Source organism: Saccharopolyspora terrae, assembly GCF_004348435.1.
GTDB lineage: Bacteria > Actinomycetota > Actinomycetes > Mycobacteriales > Pseudonocardiaceae > Saccharopolyspora > Saccharopolyspora endophytica.
The window spans coordinates 36679-52193 of the sequence record NZ_SMKS01000024.1; the positions used below are offsets into that span (position 1 = coordinate 36679).

At 69.5% G+C, this 15515-nt stretch carries 14 protein-coding genes and 1 pseudogene; 2 read left to right on the top strand and 13 right to left on the bottom strand.

The annotated features are described in order from the left end of the window. The 4 genes and pseudogenes from E1181_RS15480 to E1181_RS15495 all read right to left on the bottom strand — a co-directional run bounded on the left by E1181_RS15480 (window position 1) and on the right by E1181_RS15495 (window position 4295). Window positions 1–618 carry an MOSC domain-containing protein gene (locus E1181_RS15480; protein WP_132675380.1) on the bottom strand — a complete coding sequence of 206 codons (618 nt, stop codon included), beginning with the start codon at window positions 616–618 and terminating at the stop codon, window positions 1–3. Window positions 619–727: 109 nt separating this feature from the next. Then, window positions 728–1090: pseudogene (locus E1181_RS32155) on the bottom strand (alpha/beta hydrolase); the annotation flags it as partial. Between the two features lie 25 nt (window positions 1091–1115). Then, window positions 1116–2399, bottom strand: a complete 1284-nt coding sequence (locus E1181_RS15490; RefSeq protein ID WP_132675382.1) for an esterase-like activity of phytase family protein — start codon at window positions 2397–2399, stop codon at window positions 1116–1118. Between the two features lie 438 nt (window positions 2400–2837). After that, entirely contained in the window at window positions 2838–4295 is a 1458-nt protein-coding gene (locus tag E1181_RS15495; protein ID WP_235876798.1) for an MDR family MFS transporter, read from the bottom strand. Between the two features lie 297 nt (window positions 4296–4592). Between E1181_RS15495 and E1181_RS15500 the strand changes: the two genes are divergently transcribed. Together E1181_RS15500 and E1181_RS15505 are read left to right on the top strand one after the other, a co-directional pair. Next, window positions 4593–5195, top strand: a complete 603-nt coding sequence (locus E1181_RS15500; protein WP_132675384.1) for a hypothetical protein — start codon at window positions 4593–4595, stop codon at window positions 5193–5195. 67 nt (window positions 5196–5262) lie between these two features. Further along, on the top strand, window positions 5263–6357 hold the full coding sequence (locus E1181_RS15505; RefSeq protein WP_132675386.1) for a baeRF2 domain-containing protein: 1095 nt from the start codon (window positions 5263–5265) through the stop codon (window positions 6355–6357). Here E1181_RS15505 and E1181_RS15510 read toward each other — a convergent pair. The 9 genes from E1181_RS15510 to E1181_RS15550 form a co-directional block, all read right to left on the bottom strand. Continuing rightward, entirely contained in the window at window positions 6351–6653 is a 303-nt protein-coding gene (locus tag E1181_RS15510) for a hypothetical protein (RefSeq protein WP_132675388.1), read from the bottom strand. The genes E1181_RS15505 and E1181_RS15510 overlap by 7 nt on opposite strands. Continuing rightward, entirely contained in the window at window positions 6650–7018 is a 369-nt protein-coding gene (locus tag E1181_RS15515) for a hypothetical protein (RefSeq protein WP_207922161.1), read from the bottom strand. The genes E1181_RS15510 and E1181_RS15515 overlap by 4 nt, the downstream gene beginning before the upstream one ends. A 211-nt stretch (window positions 7019–7229) precedes the next feature. Beyond that, window positions 7230–9062, bottom strand: a complete 1833-nt coding sequence (locus tag E1181_RS15520) for an FAD/NAD(P)-binding protein (protein ID WP_132675392.1) — start codon at window positions 9060–9062, stop codon at window positions 7230–7232. Beyond that, entirely contained in the window at window positions 9059–10366 is a 1308-nt protein-coding gene (locus E1181_RS15525; protein WP_132675394.1) for a cytochrome P450, read from the bottom strand. Before E1181_RS15525 ends, E1181_RS15520 begins: the two co-directional genes overlap by 4 nt. Beyond that, window positions 10363–11301, bottom strand: a complete 939-nt coding sequence (locus E1181_RS15530) for an ACP S-malonyltransferase (protein ID WP_207922162.1) — start codon at window positions 11299–11301, stop codon at window positions 10363–10365. The genes E1181_RS15525 and E1181_RS15530 overlap by 4 nt, the downstream gene beginning before the upstream one ends. 37 nt (window positions 11302–11338) lie before the next feature. After that, the gene (locus tag E1181_RS15535; protein ID WP_132675398.1) at window positions 11339–12232 is read right to left on the bottom strand and encodes a DUF4429 domain-containing protein; all 894 of its coding nucleotides are present in this window, start codon (window positions 12230–12232) and stop codon (window positions 11339–11341) included. Window positions 12233–12379: 147 nt separating this feature from the next. Beyond that, the gene (locus E1181_RS15540; protein ID WP_132675400.1) at window positions 12380–12577 is read right to left on the bottom strand and encodes a hypothetical protein; all 198 of its coding nucleotides are present in this window, start codon (window positions 12575–12577) and stop codon (window positions 12380–12382) included. A 105-nt stretch (window positions 12578–12682) separates the two neighbouring features. Then, complete coding sequence (locus E1181_RS15545) at window positions 12683–14179, bottom strand: MFS transporter (RefSeq protein ID WP_132675402.1); 1497 nt, start codon at window positions 14177–14179, stop codon at window positions 12683–12685. Between the two features lie 4 nt (window positions 14180–14183). Then, the gene (locus E1181_RS15550; protein WP_132675404.1) at window positions 14184–15365 is read right to left on the bottom strand and encodes an MFS transporter; all 1182 of its coding nucleotides are present in this window, start codon (window positions 15363–15365) and stop codon (window positions 14184–14186) included. Window positions 15366–15515: the final 150 nt, after the last annotated feature.

The following is a 15515-nucleotide window of genomic DNA, read 5'->3' on the forward strand; positions in this document are numbered from 1 at the left end:
TCAACCGAGGGCTTCGCGGACCGAACGTGGAATCGACCGCAGCAGAGCAGGTTCGAGCGTCATCGCGCGGAAGACCAGGGCGATCGCAGCGTTGTGGTCGGGCCGGTGGACGATCTCCACGGGATCGCCGGGACGGACGTTTCCCGGCTCGATCACGCGGAGGTACGCCCCGGGTTTCGCCGCCCGCAGGAACTGCTCGATCCAACCGTCACGCCCCATCCAGCCCTGGAACGTCGCGCAGGGGATGCGAGGGCAGGACACCTCCAGCACGACCTCCCGGCCGATGCGCCAGCGTTCACCGATGAGAGCACCGTTCACGTCGAGACCGCAGGTCGTCAGGTTCTCGCCGAAAGCGCCGTGGGGGAGCGGACTTCCGAGCTCAGTCTGCCACTCGTCCAGGTCCTCCCGGGCGTAGGCGTAGACGGCCTGGTCGGGGCCGCCGTGGTGCTTGACGTCGTGCGCTCGATCGCCCGCGAGCCCCACCGTGCCGGTGCCCTTGGGCCCGGGTGCGCGGACGGCCACCGGGCCGGTGACCGGTCGCTTGTCGATGCCGGTGGTGCTGACCTTCTTCCAAGGGTTGGGTCGAGGTCGGCCGACGTTGACGGACAGCACCTTCATGCCCTGACCGTACGGCCGGGCCGATCGCGGAGCGACTCATTTTTCGTGCGAGGGACGAGGCGGGGAAGGTTCGGCAGGGCTCCCCGCCTCGAGGGACTTGGACGGTTTCCCTCAGGTGACGGGCGAAGAAGCGGTGGGCGGAGTCGCCCTCCCACGGCGGGACGCCGGTGTGCCCGCCCATGTTGGCGTGCAGCGACTTCTCCTCGGAACCGAAGGCGTCGAACAGCTCCAGCGACTGCTCCCGGTCGTTCCCCTCGTCGTCCCACTGCAGCAGGACGTGCAGCGGGATCGCGACCTGCCGCGCCTCGTCGAACATCCTGCGGGGCACGAAACTCCCGGCGAAGAGCACCGCTGCCGCGATGCGCGGCTCGACCACCGCCAACCGGTTCCCGATGGCGATGACCCCACCTGAATACCCGACCGGCCCGTCGACCTCGGGCAGCGAGGGGAGAGCGTCCAGGACGGCCTGCCACTGTGCAAGCCCTTCGCGGCGGGGCTCAGCCGTTGAGCTTCGTCATGTCGATCTTGAGGAATTCCCCGTCGTCCTGGGTGCCGTCGGGGAGCATCTTGGGCTTGAGCTGGTAGGGCGGGGTGTCGTTGGTGACGCCGTCGATGCCGAAGTCGCTGCCGTTGCTGATCACGACCGTGCGACCGCCGTCGCGGACTGCCACGCCCTCGATCTTGTCGTGGTTGAAGACCCCGGCCTCGGTGATGAGCGCGTCGAGGTCGAGGAACAGGTCCTTCGACACGGGCTTGATCCCCGCTTCGTCGAGGGCCTTCTCCGCGTCAGCGGTGTTCTTCGTGCCTACGTGGGCTTCGATGCTCTTGCCGTCGACGTCACGTCCCTGGACGTCGGTCGCGCCGGTGAGGTCGATCTTGAACAGCTTCTTGTGCGCGCCGGGGCCGAGGTCGCCGTCGCGCTCGTCGACGACGAACTCCGTGCTGCTCAGCGCGGTGATCTCGCTGACCGCACCCTCGTTGTCCTTCGGGTCGTCCAGCAGGTAGACGTGCTCGTGGGTGGCCTTGGTCGCGAGGTCGTAGGTGACGATGCGGGTGACGGTCACCTCGTCCTGCTCGACGGCCAGGTCGGGCTGCTGGAGAGCCGACTGCATCATCCCGACCAGCGTGCGGCCGTCCGGCGTGACGGTCAGGCCCTCCATGCCCTGGTTGGGCGCGCGGTGGGCGAGCTCGGCGGGAAGGCCGCCGTTGAACGGTGAGACGCGCTCGATGGCGCGGCCGTCGGCGCCGAAGTGGGTGATGAACGGGCCGTACTCGTCGGAGATCCAGAACGTGCCGTCCGGCAGAGCGACCAGCCCTTCCGGGTCGTAGCCGTTCGGATCCGGGTCGAGGGGCTTGCCGTCGCGGTCGACGATCGTTTCGCCGGTGCTCGCCTCGCTGTTGAGACGCCCGGAATAGGGCGTGCCGTCGGCTGCCCGGAGCGGGATGGTGCTTTCGAGCTCGGCCTTGCCGTCGACGAGCTTGAAGCGGCCGATCGCGGGCGTGAAGTCCGGGATCGGTTCCACCTTCACGTCGTTCGGGCCGTCCACGTTCGGACCGCGATCGGTGATGCCGTAGTACTCGTCCGGCGAACCCGGCACCGGGAACAGCGACGACCCGTACGCCCCGCCGGAGATCTCCACCCCGTCGATCGTCGCCAACGGCGGCAGGTCCGTTCGGTACAGCTCGACCGCATCGCTGTCGTCACCTGCGAGCGCGACTCCGGTCGTCACCAGCGCCGCGACCAGCGCAGCCGAACCCGAAGCGACAGCAAGACGATTCATGGTGAGGAGTCTTTCCTCTCAGCATGAACGCAACGATGAACATCCGGACACCTGTCGGCGGCGCCGCACCCCAGAGCGGATTTTCCTGGAATTGACCGGGCAAAATGGACATCGATCACGGACGGTTCGGACCAGAACTTCCCATTGCCAACCCACACCGACGCGTGGCGGACCATGTCGGCAAGCGAATCCCCAGGAGGCGCGGCCGTTGATCGCGGGGAGTTTGATCAGACCGAGCTGATGGTCCGAGGCGGCAAGGGCGTGCGGAGCTGAACGCTGGCGTCGAGCACGAGCTGGTTGCGCGACCCGTGTGCGTGCGTGCGCACACCGGACTCGCGGGCGCGCTCTGGAGCGCGCCCGCTCATTCGGTCTCGATGGACGAGCCGGACGGCTCCGACCACGACCCGCGGCGCTCGGTCGTGGGGTTGCTCTGACGGGTCAGACCGTCGTGGGGGCTTCGTCGGGTTGTTCGACCTGCGCGGTGTGACGCTTCGGGTGGTCGGCGGGCATGAGGAACGCCAGGACCACGAGGGCTGCGGCGATGAGGAACAGCAGGCCGAAGACGACGTGCACCGCTGCCATCAGGCCTGGTCCGGCGGGGGTGCCGTCGGGGCCGACGGTGGTGCGGGCGTTGACGATGGCGCCGCAGACCGCCACGCCCACGGCCGAACCCAGCGAGCGGGCGAACATGTTGATGCCGGTGACGGCGCCGCGCTCGGTGAACGCGGCCGCGGACTGCGATGCGATGAGCGTCGGCACCGCGGTCAGGCCCATGCCCAGGCCGACCACGAAGGTGAACGCCCCGATCATGAGCACCGTCGAGCTCTCGCCCAGCAGCAGCGTGAGGCCGGTGCCCACGAGCACCAGGGCCGAACCGATCATCGACGTGTAGCGGAACCCGAGGTTGAGGTAGACGCGCCCGGCGTTGGTGGCGGCCAGCGGCCAGCCGACCGTCATGGCGGCCAGGGCGAAACCGGCGATCAGCGGCCCGACGCCGAGCACGCCCTGGGCGTAGATCGGCACGTAGGTGGACAGGCCCAGCACGATGACACCCACCAGCAGCGCGACGGCCGTGGGGACGCCGATCACGCGGCGGCGCAGCAGTCGCAGGTTCAGGATCGGGTGCGCCGAGCGCAGCGCGTGCGCGGCGAACGCCGCGAGCAGCAGCACGGCCGCCACGAAGATTAGCACCGACGGCAGCGACATCCACGCCCAGCTGGTGCCGCCTTCGAGCAGGCCGAGCAGCACGAGGGTGCTGCCGCCGGTGAGCAGTGCGGCGCCGAGGTAGTCGATCGGTTCGCGGTCGCCTTCACGTGCGGACTCGTGGTACTTGAGCACCAGCATCGCCGCGGCCGCGAAGCACAGCGGCAGGTTGATCCAGAAGATCCAGCGCCAGCTGATGAACTCGCTGAAGACGCCTCCCAGCGTCGGGCCGACGACCGACGAGATCGCCCACACCGAGGCCAGGTATCCCTGCGTCTTCGCCCGCTCCTCGAGGGTGTAGATGTCGGCGGCGATGGTCAGCGAGACCGGCATCACCGCGCCCGCGCCCAGCCCCTGCAGCACCCGGCCGACGATCAGCGCGGGCATCGACCAGGCGGCACCGCACAGCACCGACCCGACCAGGAAGAACCCGACTCCCGCGAGCATCAGGCGCTTGCGGCCGAGCACGTCGGCGAGCCTGCCGAACAGCGGCGTGCTCACCGCCTGCGCGAGCAGGTAGGCGGAGAACAGCCACGGGACCTGGGCGAAGCTGCCGAGATCGCGGGCGATCGTGGACGACGCGGTGGCGATGATCGTCGCGTCCAGCGCCACCAGGGCCGTGGACAACATCAGCGCGAGCAGGATCGGGCCGCGCTCAGAGCGCAGCCCAACACCGGAAGACGAGACAGGCACGACTCCTCAAGGTACCGGCACTCGGAAATATTCCGGGTCGCCGTGAAGGCGTCCGTTTTCACCGGGTTTCGCGGAGATCTCCGGGAAGGTAGCGGTTGTGGTTCGAACTGTCCGGACAAAACGGAAATCGATCGCGGACGGTTCGAACCACGACCGCCAGCTGCTCGCGGCCGACGCGGTCGTGCGGGGCCGGTGTCGGGCTCGATCGTTCTGCACGAGCACCGGCAGCGCGCGAATGTTGTTCTTGCTGCGCTGGTTCGGTTTGCGAGACGCGAGCGGCGACCCTACTCTGCGGCGATGGTCATGCAGCGATTGCAAGCCGTCGCCTTGTTTCTCGGCCCGGTCATCTTCGCCGCATCACCGTTCTTCTGGGTCGACGGCCATTACGGCGTCAACGGCGGGATGTTGATCGCACTGTCCATGGTGCCCTGGGTGTACGGACTGATCGGCGAGTACGAGCGGTTGCGCGAGCGGGTGCCGATTGCGGCGGGGCTGTGGTTGCTGCTGTTGCTGGTCGGCATGTTCGGCAGCATCGCCTTCGGGCTGCAGGGCTTCTTCGAAGGTGCATTCGGATTGCACAGTCGGATTGGTGTGGCGGGGTTCGCCGACTACCCACCGCAGAGCCTCCTCGTGCTGTGGTTGCCGGGACCGGTCTTCCCCGGAGCACTGCTGGTGTTCGGCGTGCTCCTGTTCTGGACCCGGATGTCGCCGTGGTGGGACGCCGCCCTGATCTGCCTTGCCGCGGTTGCCTTTCCGCTCGGCCGCGTGCTCCGCCTGGAGTGGGTCGCCTACGTCGTCGACCTGCTGGTGATCGTCGCGTTCGCCCACCTGGCTTGGCGGGCCTGGCGCCGGAGCACTGCCGACGCCACGCAGGCCGCCGGCGATCGGAATGGCACCTGACCGCGTGCCGGGGTGCAATGGCACGACGGCGAGATGTGGTGCCTTCCCAGCGCGAGCGAGGTGAACGATGGATCTCCAATTCCTCCGTCCGGTGTTCGATTGCGGGGGTGACGTCACGTCGGTCCACCTCGACACGAGTCGTGGCGCCGTCGATTCGGACAAGCAGATCGAGCTACGGTGGAAGGCGGCTCGGCGCTCGCTCACCGAGCAGGGCGCTCCAGTCGAGACCCTGGAGGCCGTGGATGAGGTGGTCGGGGGAGCGAAGGACGTTCCGGGACCGCAGGGCGAAGCGCTGTTCGCCTCCGGAGCGGAGATCCTCGCGGCCCACACCATGGCCGAACCGCCGCAGAGCGACAGCGCGGTGCACCAGCCGGTGGCCGACCCGCTTTCGCTGGCCATCGACCGAGACCACCAGCTGGCTCACGTGGTCGTCGCGGTCGACCGCGAAGGCGCCGACGTGGACGCCTACCCGGCCGCCGCCGCGGCGCCGTCCTTCCAGCGCACCTTCAACGGCTCCACGTTGCACATCACCCGTGTGCGGGCGGGTGCGGTCTCGCACGCGGCCTATCACCGGCGCTCGGTGAACGTCTGGTCGGAGAACACCGAACAGGTGGCCGAGGACATCCGCGAGGCGGCCGCGGAGGTCGAGGCCGCGGTCATCCTGATCGCGGGAGACCCGAAGGCCATCGGGCTGCTGCGGGAACACCTCAGAACGCGTCCGCCGGCCGGTCGCCTCGTCTACGTCGAAGGCGGGCGGACCGACCAGTCGGCCATCGCCGGGCTGCGGGCGAGCGTGGACGCGGCGATGCACCAGGCGATGGTCGAAAGCCACCAGGAGGTGCTCGAAGAACTCGACGCCAAGCTGGCCGGTGGCCAGGCGCTCCAGGGAATGGGCCCGGTGATGGAAGCGCTGTCGCAGGGCCGGGTCGAGACGTTGCTGCTGGCAGCCGATCGAACGGGCGATCCGCGCCTCGTGGCCTCCCGTCGCGACCCGTTGGCCGTGGTGAGCGATGCGACCGCGCTGGGAGACGACCCCTCGGCGTTCGCGGCTCCTGCGAGCGCTCTGCTGCTGCGCTCCGCGGTGCACGGCAACGCGCAGTTCACCGAGATCCTCCCCGGCATCAGCTGCGAGGACGGAGTCGCGGCGGTCGTGCGCTACTGACGGTCCGGCGGATCCTGCTCTGGAGGTCGATCTTCCCGGTATTCGGACTCGACGAGCTTCGCGAGGAGGTCGTCGGCCCGTCTCCGGCGTTCGACCAGGCCATCGGTGCGCAGATCCTTGCCCACGGACACGCACATCAGCACCATGATCAGCGCGAACGGCGCGGCCTGGAACGAGCGGCGCGAGGCGTCAACGGCGAGCACCACGGTTCCCGCACCATCGGAGAAGTCGGTCGCCACCAGCACCGAGCGGATGCCGTCTCGAGCCCGATCCGCCCGCCGGTTCGGGTGCGTCATCGGTCGCGTTCTCGGAACGCCAGGAGTGTGGTCGCCGCGAGAACGATCACGCCGATCGACTCGACGATGAGGGCGGTCGGTGCGAGCTGGTAGCTGAGGCTTGACCGCAAGCCGACGAGTCCGGCCGGGGTCAGCGCGATCACCAGCGCCAGCAGCGTTCCCAGCATGAGCAGCAGGCTCAGCGCGCTCGTCAGCAGCAGCCTCGCGCGGGTGACGATCAGCGCGATCGCCAGCACAAGCGAACCGGCCGCATTCACCACGAACGATGCGCCGAGCAGACCTCCGGTGCCGGTGAGCACGAGGTACAGGTGGATCTCACCCATGGTCAGCAGGAAGAGCGCACCCACCACTCGCCAGAGCAGCAACGGTCGCCAGCGGAGGATTCGAGCTCCCGGTGAACCTGCACGACGCTCAGTCGGCATCTGAACGGCCTTGCCTTCCGCCCCCGTTTCGGGGCAACCCGGACACGTACGCACGCCTCGACCAGTCCACCACAACTCCAGGGGCGCCGCCCGAGCCGCAAGATCCACCGTGGCGGTGGCCCTCGCGCGGGGTGCTTCCTCAGCGCTGTGGGGGTTACCGGGTCGCGGTGGTGAGGGTGGTGTGGAGCGCGGTGCGGGCGAGGAGGTCGCTGCCTGCGAAGAAGCCCGAGGTGCCCGGGCCGCTGGCGGAGGTGTGCACGCCGGCGACGTAGGGGCCGATGGCGAACCTGCTCGGGTGCGGCGAGCCGTCGGCGCGCAGCAGCCGGTGGTCGCAGGCCAGGACGCTGATCTTGCCCGTGGTGTGCTCGGAGCCGTCCTGGTCGCGGTGCGCCAGGGGAGCGCACTCGCCTCGCTCGAAGAGCCGTCGCAGCAGGTCGTCGTCGGTGTCCAGCAGCGATGGCGTGCGCAGCCGCGACTCGACCAGGCAGCGGGCCTCCACGACGTCCGGAGCCAGCGACCCGGTGGCGCGGAAGACGCCGCGTTCGGCGCGCACCTTCGTGCCCGGGCCGAGGAAGCGGACCACGCCCGCGCGCGAGAGGGCGAGCAGTTCGGCCAGCCTGCGCGGCGGCGGGCCGCTGGTGAGGTAGCTCAGCATCGGCAGGAAGCCGTTCTCCAGCTCCACCACCAGCGAGCGCGGGGTGAGGTCGTCGGCCTCCACCAGCTCGAACAGCACCCCGACCGCCGAGAGCACGCCTTGCACGGCGGCCAGTTCCGGGCTGAACGCCGGATCTCCGCGACGCTGGAGGTCGTCGGCGACGTGCCCGCGGATCGCTTCCTGCAGGTCCTCGACCGCGGCGTCGAGGTGGCGGTCCAGCAGGCCCCAGGAGAACCGGTCGCGCTCCTCGGGCACGCTCTTCGCGACCAGTTCGTCCCACTCCCGGCCACCCCAGTCGAGGCCGGCCAGCGCCTCGGAGAACTCCCACCAGCCGCAGCGCACGTAATCCGGGCGGGTCCGGAAGAACTCGTGGTAGTAGGCAGCCGCCGCCTCCTTCATCAGCAGCGGCAGCAGGTCCCGCTCGAACTCCACCGGAACGCCGCGAGCGCGCGCGGCCTCGACGGTGAAGAACCGGGGCAGCGGCGGAGGGTCGAGCTCGTAGCCGAACTTCGCGCGGTAGGGCAGACCGCGCCGGGAACCGACGTGCAGCACCGGTTCCCGCCCGCACGGCACGTACCGCAACCCGTGGTCGGGGTCGGGTTCGAACCGGCCGCCCCGGCCCTCGCACAACAGCGCCATGCAGTCGATGAAGGTCAGCCCGAAACCCCGCAGCAGCACCGGTTCACCCGCCGGAACCGAACGCAGCCGCGCTTGATCGAAATAACCCGATGGGAAGTACTGCAACCCGTGCCGCTCGGCGAAGGCGGACAGCTCGCGCTCCTCGTCCGTGGCCCGCGCCTCGAAGTTGCCCTGAGCGAGCACGACCCGGTCCACCACCAGCCGAGACCCGTTGGCCAACGTCACCAGCTGCTCGCCGTCCGGCCCGTCGCTGAGGTCGGTGGCGCGGGTCCGGTGCACCACCACCCGCACCGACTCGGGCGCCGTCGCCACCACGCGGTCGAACACCCACGAGAAGTACGCACCGACCAGCGGGCGGGGCGCGAAGGACCGCCCGGTCAGCCGCTGCGCGATCGCGGCGAGTTCACCCGAGAGCTCGTGCGGGGCGACCGCCATCAGCCACTCCTCGAAGGTCGGCAGCGCACCGGCGCCTCCCGGCCGCGCTGTGTCCGGACCGGTGAACATCCGCACGTCGGCGACCGTGGAGTTCATCCACAGCAGGTCGGATTGCGCTCGTCGCCAGATCCGCCCGGGGCCCGGCGGTAACGGGTCGACCACGTGGATCTCCAGCGGCCGGTCACCGGCCCACGCGCACAGCCGTTCCAGCACCGACGTACCGCGCGGACCCGCACCGACCACGCAGACCGCGGTCATGCCGCGCTGCGCAGCCGCCGCACGGTCACGGTCGCGAAATCACCCGGCACCCGAGTGACGTGCCGCGGCACCGCGCTCTCCGCCGGGGCGTCGGTCACCTCGAACTCGAAGCGGCGCAACATCTCCCGCAACACCACCCGGGACTCCACCTGGGCGAAGGTGGCGCCCAGGCAGCGCCGGTTGCCGATGCCGAACGGGACCCAGTCCGCCAGCGCACCCCGCTGCAGGAACCGGTCGGGCCGGAAGTCCTCGGGATCCGGGAAGCCATCGGTGGAGGAGTGCAGCAGCTCGATGCTCGGCCACAGGTTGGTGCCCGCCGGCATCCGGTAACCCGCGAACTCGGCCTCGCGCGAGAGCTTCCGGCCGACCTCCGGGACGACCACCCGGGCGCGCAGCGCTTCCTTGATCACCGCGTCCAGGTAGGTGTGGTCGTCCTCGTCGGCGGCCTGCTGCGCCTTGGCCAGCACCTCCGGGTGGCGGACCAGCCGTTCCAGGCACCACGCCAGACCGGTCGCGGTCGTCTCGTGCCCGGCCAGCAGCAGCGTGATCAGCTGATCGCAGATGCTCTGGTCGGACATCCACCCGCCCTCGGCGTCCGAGGCGCGCAGCAGCATCGCCAGCACGTCCGTGCGCTCGTCGAGCCGCGGATCGCTGCGGTGGGCGGCGATCTGCTCGCGCAGCAGGGCGTCGGCGCGGTCGCGCGGCCGCTTGCGCCGGAGCCGCGCCGGGTGCAGCCTCGGGAACCGGTCGTAGCCGGGCAGCAGGTCGAACGCGCTCCCGGTGCGCAGCAGTCGCAGGACCGCGGTCTGCACGCGCTCCTTGCGCTCGGGGTCGTCGAGGCCCATCACGTTGCGGGAGATGACCTCCAGCGAGATGGCCTGCATGTGCGGCAGAGCCCGCACGGGCTCGCCCACCTGCCAGGTCGCGAGGTTGGCGGCGGTGATCTCGCGCATCAGCTCGACCTGGTCGCGGACCGCTTTGCCGTGGAACGCGGGCATCATCAGCGCGCGGGTGCGGGCGTGCTCGTCGTCGTCGATCACGAACACCGACCGGCGGCCCAGCACCATCTCGGCGAAGCTGTTGGAACGACCGGCCTGGAACACCGACGCGTCGCTGCGCACCAGGGTTTTGACGTCGTCGTGGCCGGCCAGGAAGACGATCGTGCCGAACGGCCACACCCGCACGGTGAACCGATCGCCGAACTCGCCGTGGCAGCGCCGCACGAACTCCGCTGGGGACTTCCAGTACCGCCACGTCTGCGCCCAGGAGGAGGCCGCCGGGCCAGGGGGTAATCGCGTGCTCATCGGGGAACTCGATTCGCGGTCGCCGCGGCCTCGTGGTCCGCGACCTTCTTCGGGGTGATCACGTCGGTCGGCAGCGCGTTGTTGGTGATCCGGGCGAACATGTTGCGCGGCCCGATGATGTGCGCGTGCTCGGTGCGGGCGGTGCGCATGCCCTCGACCACCGTGCTCCAGTGCACCGGGGTCACCCACCCGTCGAGCAGGTCCTGCTTGATCTCCTCGGGGTCCGACAGCAGCTCCCCGGTGACGTCCGAGAGCATCGGCCACTTCGGGGACCGCCATGTGACCCGGTCGTACACCTCGGTTTCCAGCCGGTCGCGCAGCGGCCGGACGCTGGCGCAGTGCTCCGAGCGGTTCATCGTGTAGAAGGGGTACCCACCGGCCTCGCGAACGCGCTTCTCCAGCAGCTCAAGGTCGGCGAGGGTGCCGGACACCGCGTGCACGGCGTCGTCGAGGTAGATCGACACCTCCACGTCGTGCCCATCGGAGCGGAAGGCGTCCACCAGTTCGTCGACCTGCCGGGAGTTGAGCCGGTAGAAGAACAGGCAACCCAGCGGTTCCGGTTGCGCCTCGAAGTACTCGATCTCCACCTTCGCGCTGCTGCGAACCAGTTCCAGACCGTCCACGTAGGACAGCGAACCGCTGAAGACCGCCGCGTTGATGGCGCCGAAGCTCTGGCCGCCGCACAACACCGGGTTGATCTCGACGTGGTCGAGTGCCCAGTCCGCGAGCGCGAGCGTCAACGCCATGAAACCGGACTCGTAGACCTCCCAGTCGTAGACCTCGGCCTCGGCGTAGGAGTCCAGCAGTGAGTAGCCGAGGACCTCGTCGGCGACCTCGATCCTGCGGCGGGCGTAGTCGTTGGTGCGGAGGAAGTCCTCGACCGAGGAGAACTTCGTCGGCACCAGGCCCGGGAAGTAGAGCGCATCACGGCGCACCGGAATTCACCTCTCTGGCTTGGGTTTCTCGCCGCGATCAGAGCCGGTCGAGCAGTTCCCGCTTCTTCTGCTCGAACTCCTCCTGGGTGAGGATGCCGTCGGCGTGGAGCTGCCCCAGCTCGCGGATCGTCGCGAGGACGTCCTCGCGCGACATCTCGGGCCGCTGCGGCGCGGCCGGCAGCATCAGGCGATCCGTCGAGCCGCCCACGGCGGCCGCGCCCGGCTGCGCCTGCTGGATCGCGGCCAGCACGGCTGCGGCGAACGGGAGCGAGTTGGCCGTGGTGCCGAAGCCGAAGCCGAACAGCAGGGACCGGATGTTGTCGGCGGGCGGGGCGTCGGATCGTTCTCCTCGCGGGAGCAGCAGGAGGTGACCTGAGGTTAGGCCGGGCTTGACCCATTCGACGCCGGCCAGCTCGGTGAGCTCGTGGCGTCGCTTCGGCGAGCGGTGCTTGGCCCCGGAGGCGTCCGGGTGCCACTGGAACTCGACGGCGGAACCGTCGAAGGTCGCCTCCCCGTCGTAGCCCTTGAGCCGTCGAGGGGACTGGTCGACCTCGACGAGGAAGTGCGCTGCGGGAGAGTCGGAATCGGGGTTCAGATCGCAGTGGTCGTTGATGTGGTCGGCGTAGTAGGCCGCCAGTTCCTGCTGATTCGGCTCCAGTTCGATCTGGTGCGGTTCGGAATCGTCGGAGAGCTGGCCTGCGGCGACTTCGGTGAGCGGGTCGGCTCCGGGGCGCAAGTGCAGGGTCAGCTGCGGATTTCCGTCACCGCCCGCCGAGCTGGCGCGCGAAATGGCTCGGTACGGGATGGTCCGGTGCTTGAGCTTGCGCAGCAGTCGGGGATGACCGAGTCCGCTCGAATAATTGATCTCGATTCGATCGTCCTCGAATACCCAGGTGGCATTCGTTCCCGTCAGTTCCAGCCCCAGTCCCATGTGATCAACCTACCCGGATCGGCATTGCGTGCCAAGGATTTCGAAGTGCTTTCGGGGTTGTGAGGGGTTCTCGCCTAATAGGTGTTCGCGAATCGGTGGCCGCCGCCGCGGCCACCGACTCCGCACGACTCGTCCCCCAGTCGAGGCTCAGTCGAGCTTCTTCTTCTCCGGGAAGAAGATCGCGGCGATGGCGAAGAGGATCTCGATGCCACCGATGATGGCGAGGACGTTGCCCACCGTCCGCAATTCGAACGGACCGAACTCGGTCTCGCCCCCGTAGACTCTCAGCATGATGCCCGCCACCAGCATCACCGTGCCGAGGGCTATGTACTTCGCGTTCGACATGAATCCTCCGTGCTGAATCACATTGATGATCGCGATCTTAGCAGCGACCACGTCTGGAAAATGCGGTTTTGCTCTTTGTTCCAAGGTTTTCCGGACGATGCGGGATCACGTCCGCCATCGCATCGTCGTCAGGTGCGAGGAGTTGATTCGCGGAATCGGCTGGGTGAGTCCGGCGTCGGCGGACAGCATCCACACGCGATGTCCCGGATTCGCATGGGGAATTCTGGGAATGGGCCGAGTCGCCGCCTGATCGAACCGGCGCCGAACGGGCTGGGTGGCCTCTTCGAGACGCGGGATCTCGCGGGTCACCTCGCTGTGGTCGACACGCATCGCGTCGAGCTTGTGCAGGTGCCGGACGAAGATCAGTGCGACCGCCAGAGCGAGGTAGCAGCAACCCAGCACCAGCATCGTGACCCGAACGCCCACCGAGCTGATCAATCCCGTCGCCGCGGCGACCGCCAGCGGTGCCGGCGCGCTCAGCACGGTGTTCGCGATGCTGATGACCCGGCCGAAGATCCGCTTGGGCACGCGTTCCTGCAACGCGGCCATGTAGAGCATGTCCAGCGGACTGGTCACCACGCCGGCCGCCGACATCAGCGCGAACGCGGGTACGGCGCTGAGCTCCAGCGCCATCAGCAGCACCAGCCCGGCGAACGCGAGGTAGACGCCGAGGTAGGTCCGGCGCTTCGGCAGCTTGTGCCCGATGACGCCGTAGGCGATCGTGCCGACCAGCGATCCGATGCCGAACGCGCTGATCAGGCCGCCGTAGAGGGCGGGCTCGTGGAGCACTTCCGCGGCGTAGGCGGTCAGCCCGATCGACGCGAAGCTGGTGTCGAACGCGGCGAACAGCATCGTCGCGACCACCAGCGTGCGCAGCAGCTTGTCCTGGAACAGGTAGCGCAGCCCGACGCGGAACCGCCGGAAGTACCCCACGCCGTCTTCGAACCCGTCCCGCTCCGGCTCGCCCGCACCGCCCTTGGAGGCGCGCGCGAACAGCAGCAGGACCGCGGTGCCGAGCATCCCGGTGGCGGCGTTGAGCAGGATCGTCCACTCGCTGCCCGCGAACGCCGCGATCCCGCCCGCGGCCAGCGGCCCCACCAGGTTCGACGCGGCGGTGACCGTGCGCAGCGTCGCGTTGGCGCGTTCCAGCGGGACCCCGGCCTGCCCGGCCAGGTGCGGGACCATGCCGAAGATCGCCACCCGGCCGGGTTCGTCGGCGACGCTGCGGACCAGCGCGAGCAGCAGCAGGAGCGAGGGCGACAGCAGTCCGGCGATGTGCAGCAGGTACACGGACAGGGTGGTGCCCGCTGCGAAGACGCTGGAGCCGAGCATGCTGACGCGGAAGCCGATCCAGTCGATCAGCGGCCCCTGCAGCAGACCGGTGACCACCGAGCCGCCGACGCTGACCGCCGCGATCCACCCGGTCAGCGCCAGGTCATGCGTGGTTTCCAGGACGAACAGCGGCAGCGCGGAGGTGCCGATGACATCGCCGATGACGTTGATCGACGAACCGGTGAGCAAGCCCCGGTACGGCCCGCGTCTGAGCGGAGGTTTCCTCAACCGCACCGTGGGCGCGTCGGCAGAGGCTCGCGACGGTCGCACGTTCTCACCCGCTGGTGTCCGGCGCGGCGGCGGTGCTGTTCAGCGAACGCCAGGCGAGCGGGACGGTGGCGGCGGTGACCGCGAGCGCCACGGCGAGAGCGGTGCCGGACAGGGCGATCCCGCTGGTCTGGTAGAGGACGCCGATGGCCGCGGAACCCGCGGTGACCCCGGCCAGCTGCGCGCTCTCGTAGTGGCCGATCCGCCGCCCCCTCCGGGTGCCCGCGCCTTCGGAAACCGCCGACTGCTCGGCGGGAATCGCGATGCCCAGCGCGGCCGCGGCGAAGATCCACACGACGCTGAGCACCCACGGTTCGGGGGCCGCGGCGAGCACCCCGGTGACCAGCGCGCCGGCCAGCAGCGCGAGCATCACCGCCTGGCGCTTGCCGATCCGCGCCACCACCCGGTGGGCGACGCTCGGCACCAGGATGAACGCGATGAAACCCGGTGCCAGCGCGGACGCGATGGCGTAGGGGCCGTAGTGGTGGGCGGTCTGCAGGTGCAGCAGGAGCAGCAGGCTCATGGCGGCCTCCAGTGCCGCCGTCACCCCGCAGATCACCAGGAACGGCAGCACCGCCCTCGCCGGAGCGGGTTGCTGCGGGGTCTGGGGCGCTGCTGCCTCGGTGCGGCCCGCGGCGGAGCCCAGCAGCACGGCGGCGATCAGCGACGAGACGGCGCCGAGGGCGAAAACCGCGGGATAGCCGAGGCCTTCGAGCACGGTGAAGCACAGCACGTAGGCGACGAGCTGACCCGTGCCCTCGAACGACAGCAGCCGCCCGAATCCCCGGCCGTCGTCGCCGTCCGACCGGTCGCCGACCCAGCTGCGGACGCCGACCCAGAACAACGCCCCGCCGATGCCGCTGAGCGCCGCCATCGCGAACGCGGGCAGCAGGCCGCCGCCGAGCGCGAACCCGGCCAGCGAACCGGCTTGCACCACCGCCCCCGCAGCGGCGACCACGAGCTTGTTGCCGCGATCGGCGAGCGAACCGCTCAGCGGTCGGGCCACCAGCGCCGCCAGCGCGCATACCGCGACCAGGACACCGGTTTCGCCCGGCGTGGCCGCCAGCACCGCCCCGGCGTAGAGCGGGAGCAGGAAGTCGAGCACCTCCATCGGGCCGCCGGCGAAGGCGGCCGAGTGCAGCACTCGTTCTGCGCGGCCGAATCGCCGACGTTCGGCGCTGTTGGTCATGGCGGTCCCGTTTCCCGTCGGAGGTGCGTTTGTGCGGAGATCAACTCGCGGGACAGTATTGCCGATCCGGACGATCCCAGTGGTCGGCAACGGCGATTCCGCCGGCCCGTCCGCGAGGGCCGGACCGGCGGAACGCCAGGTGCTTCAGCA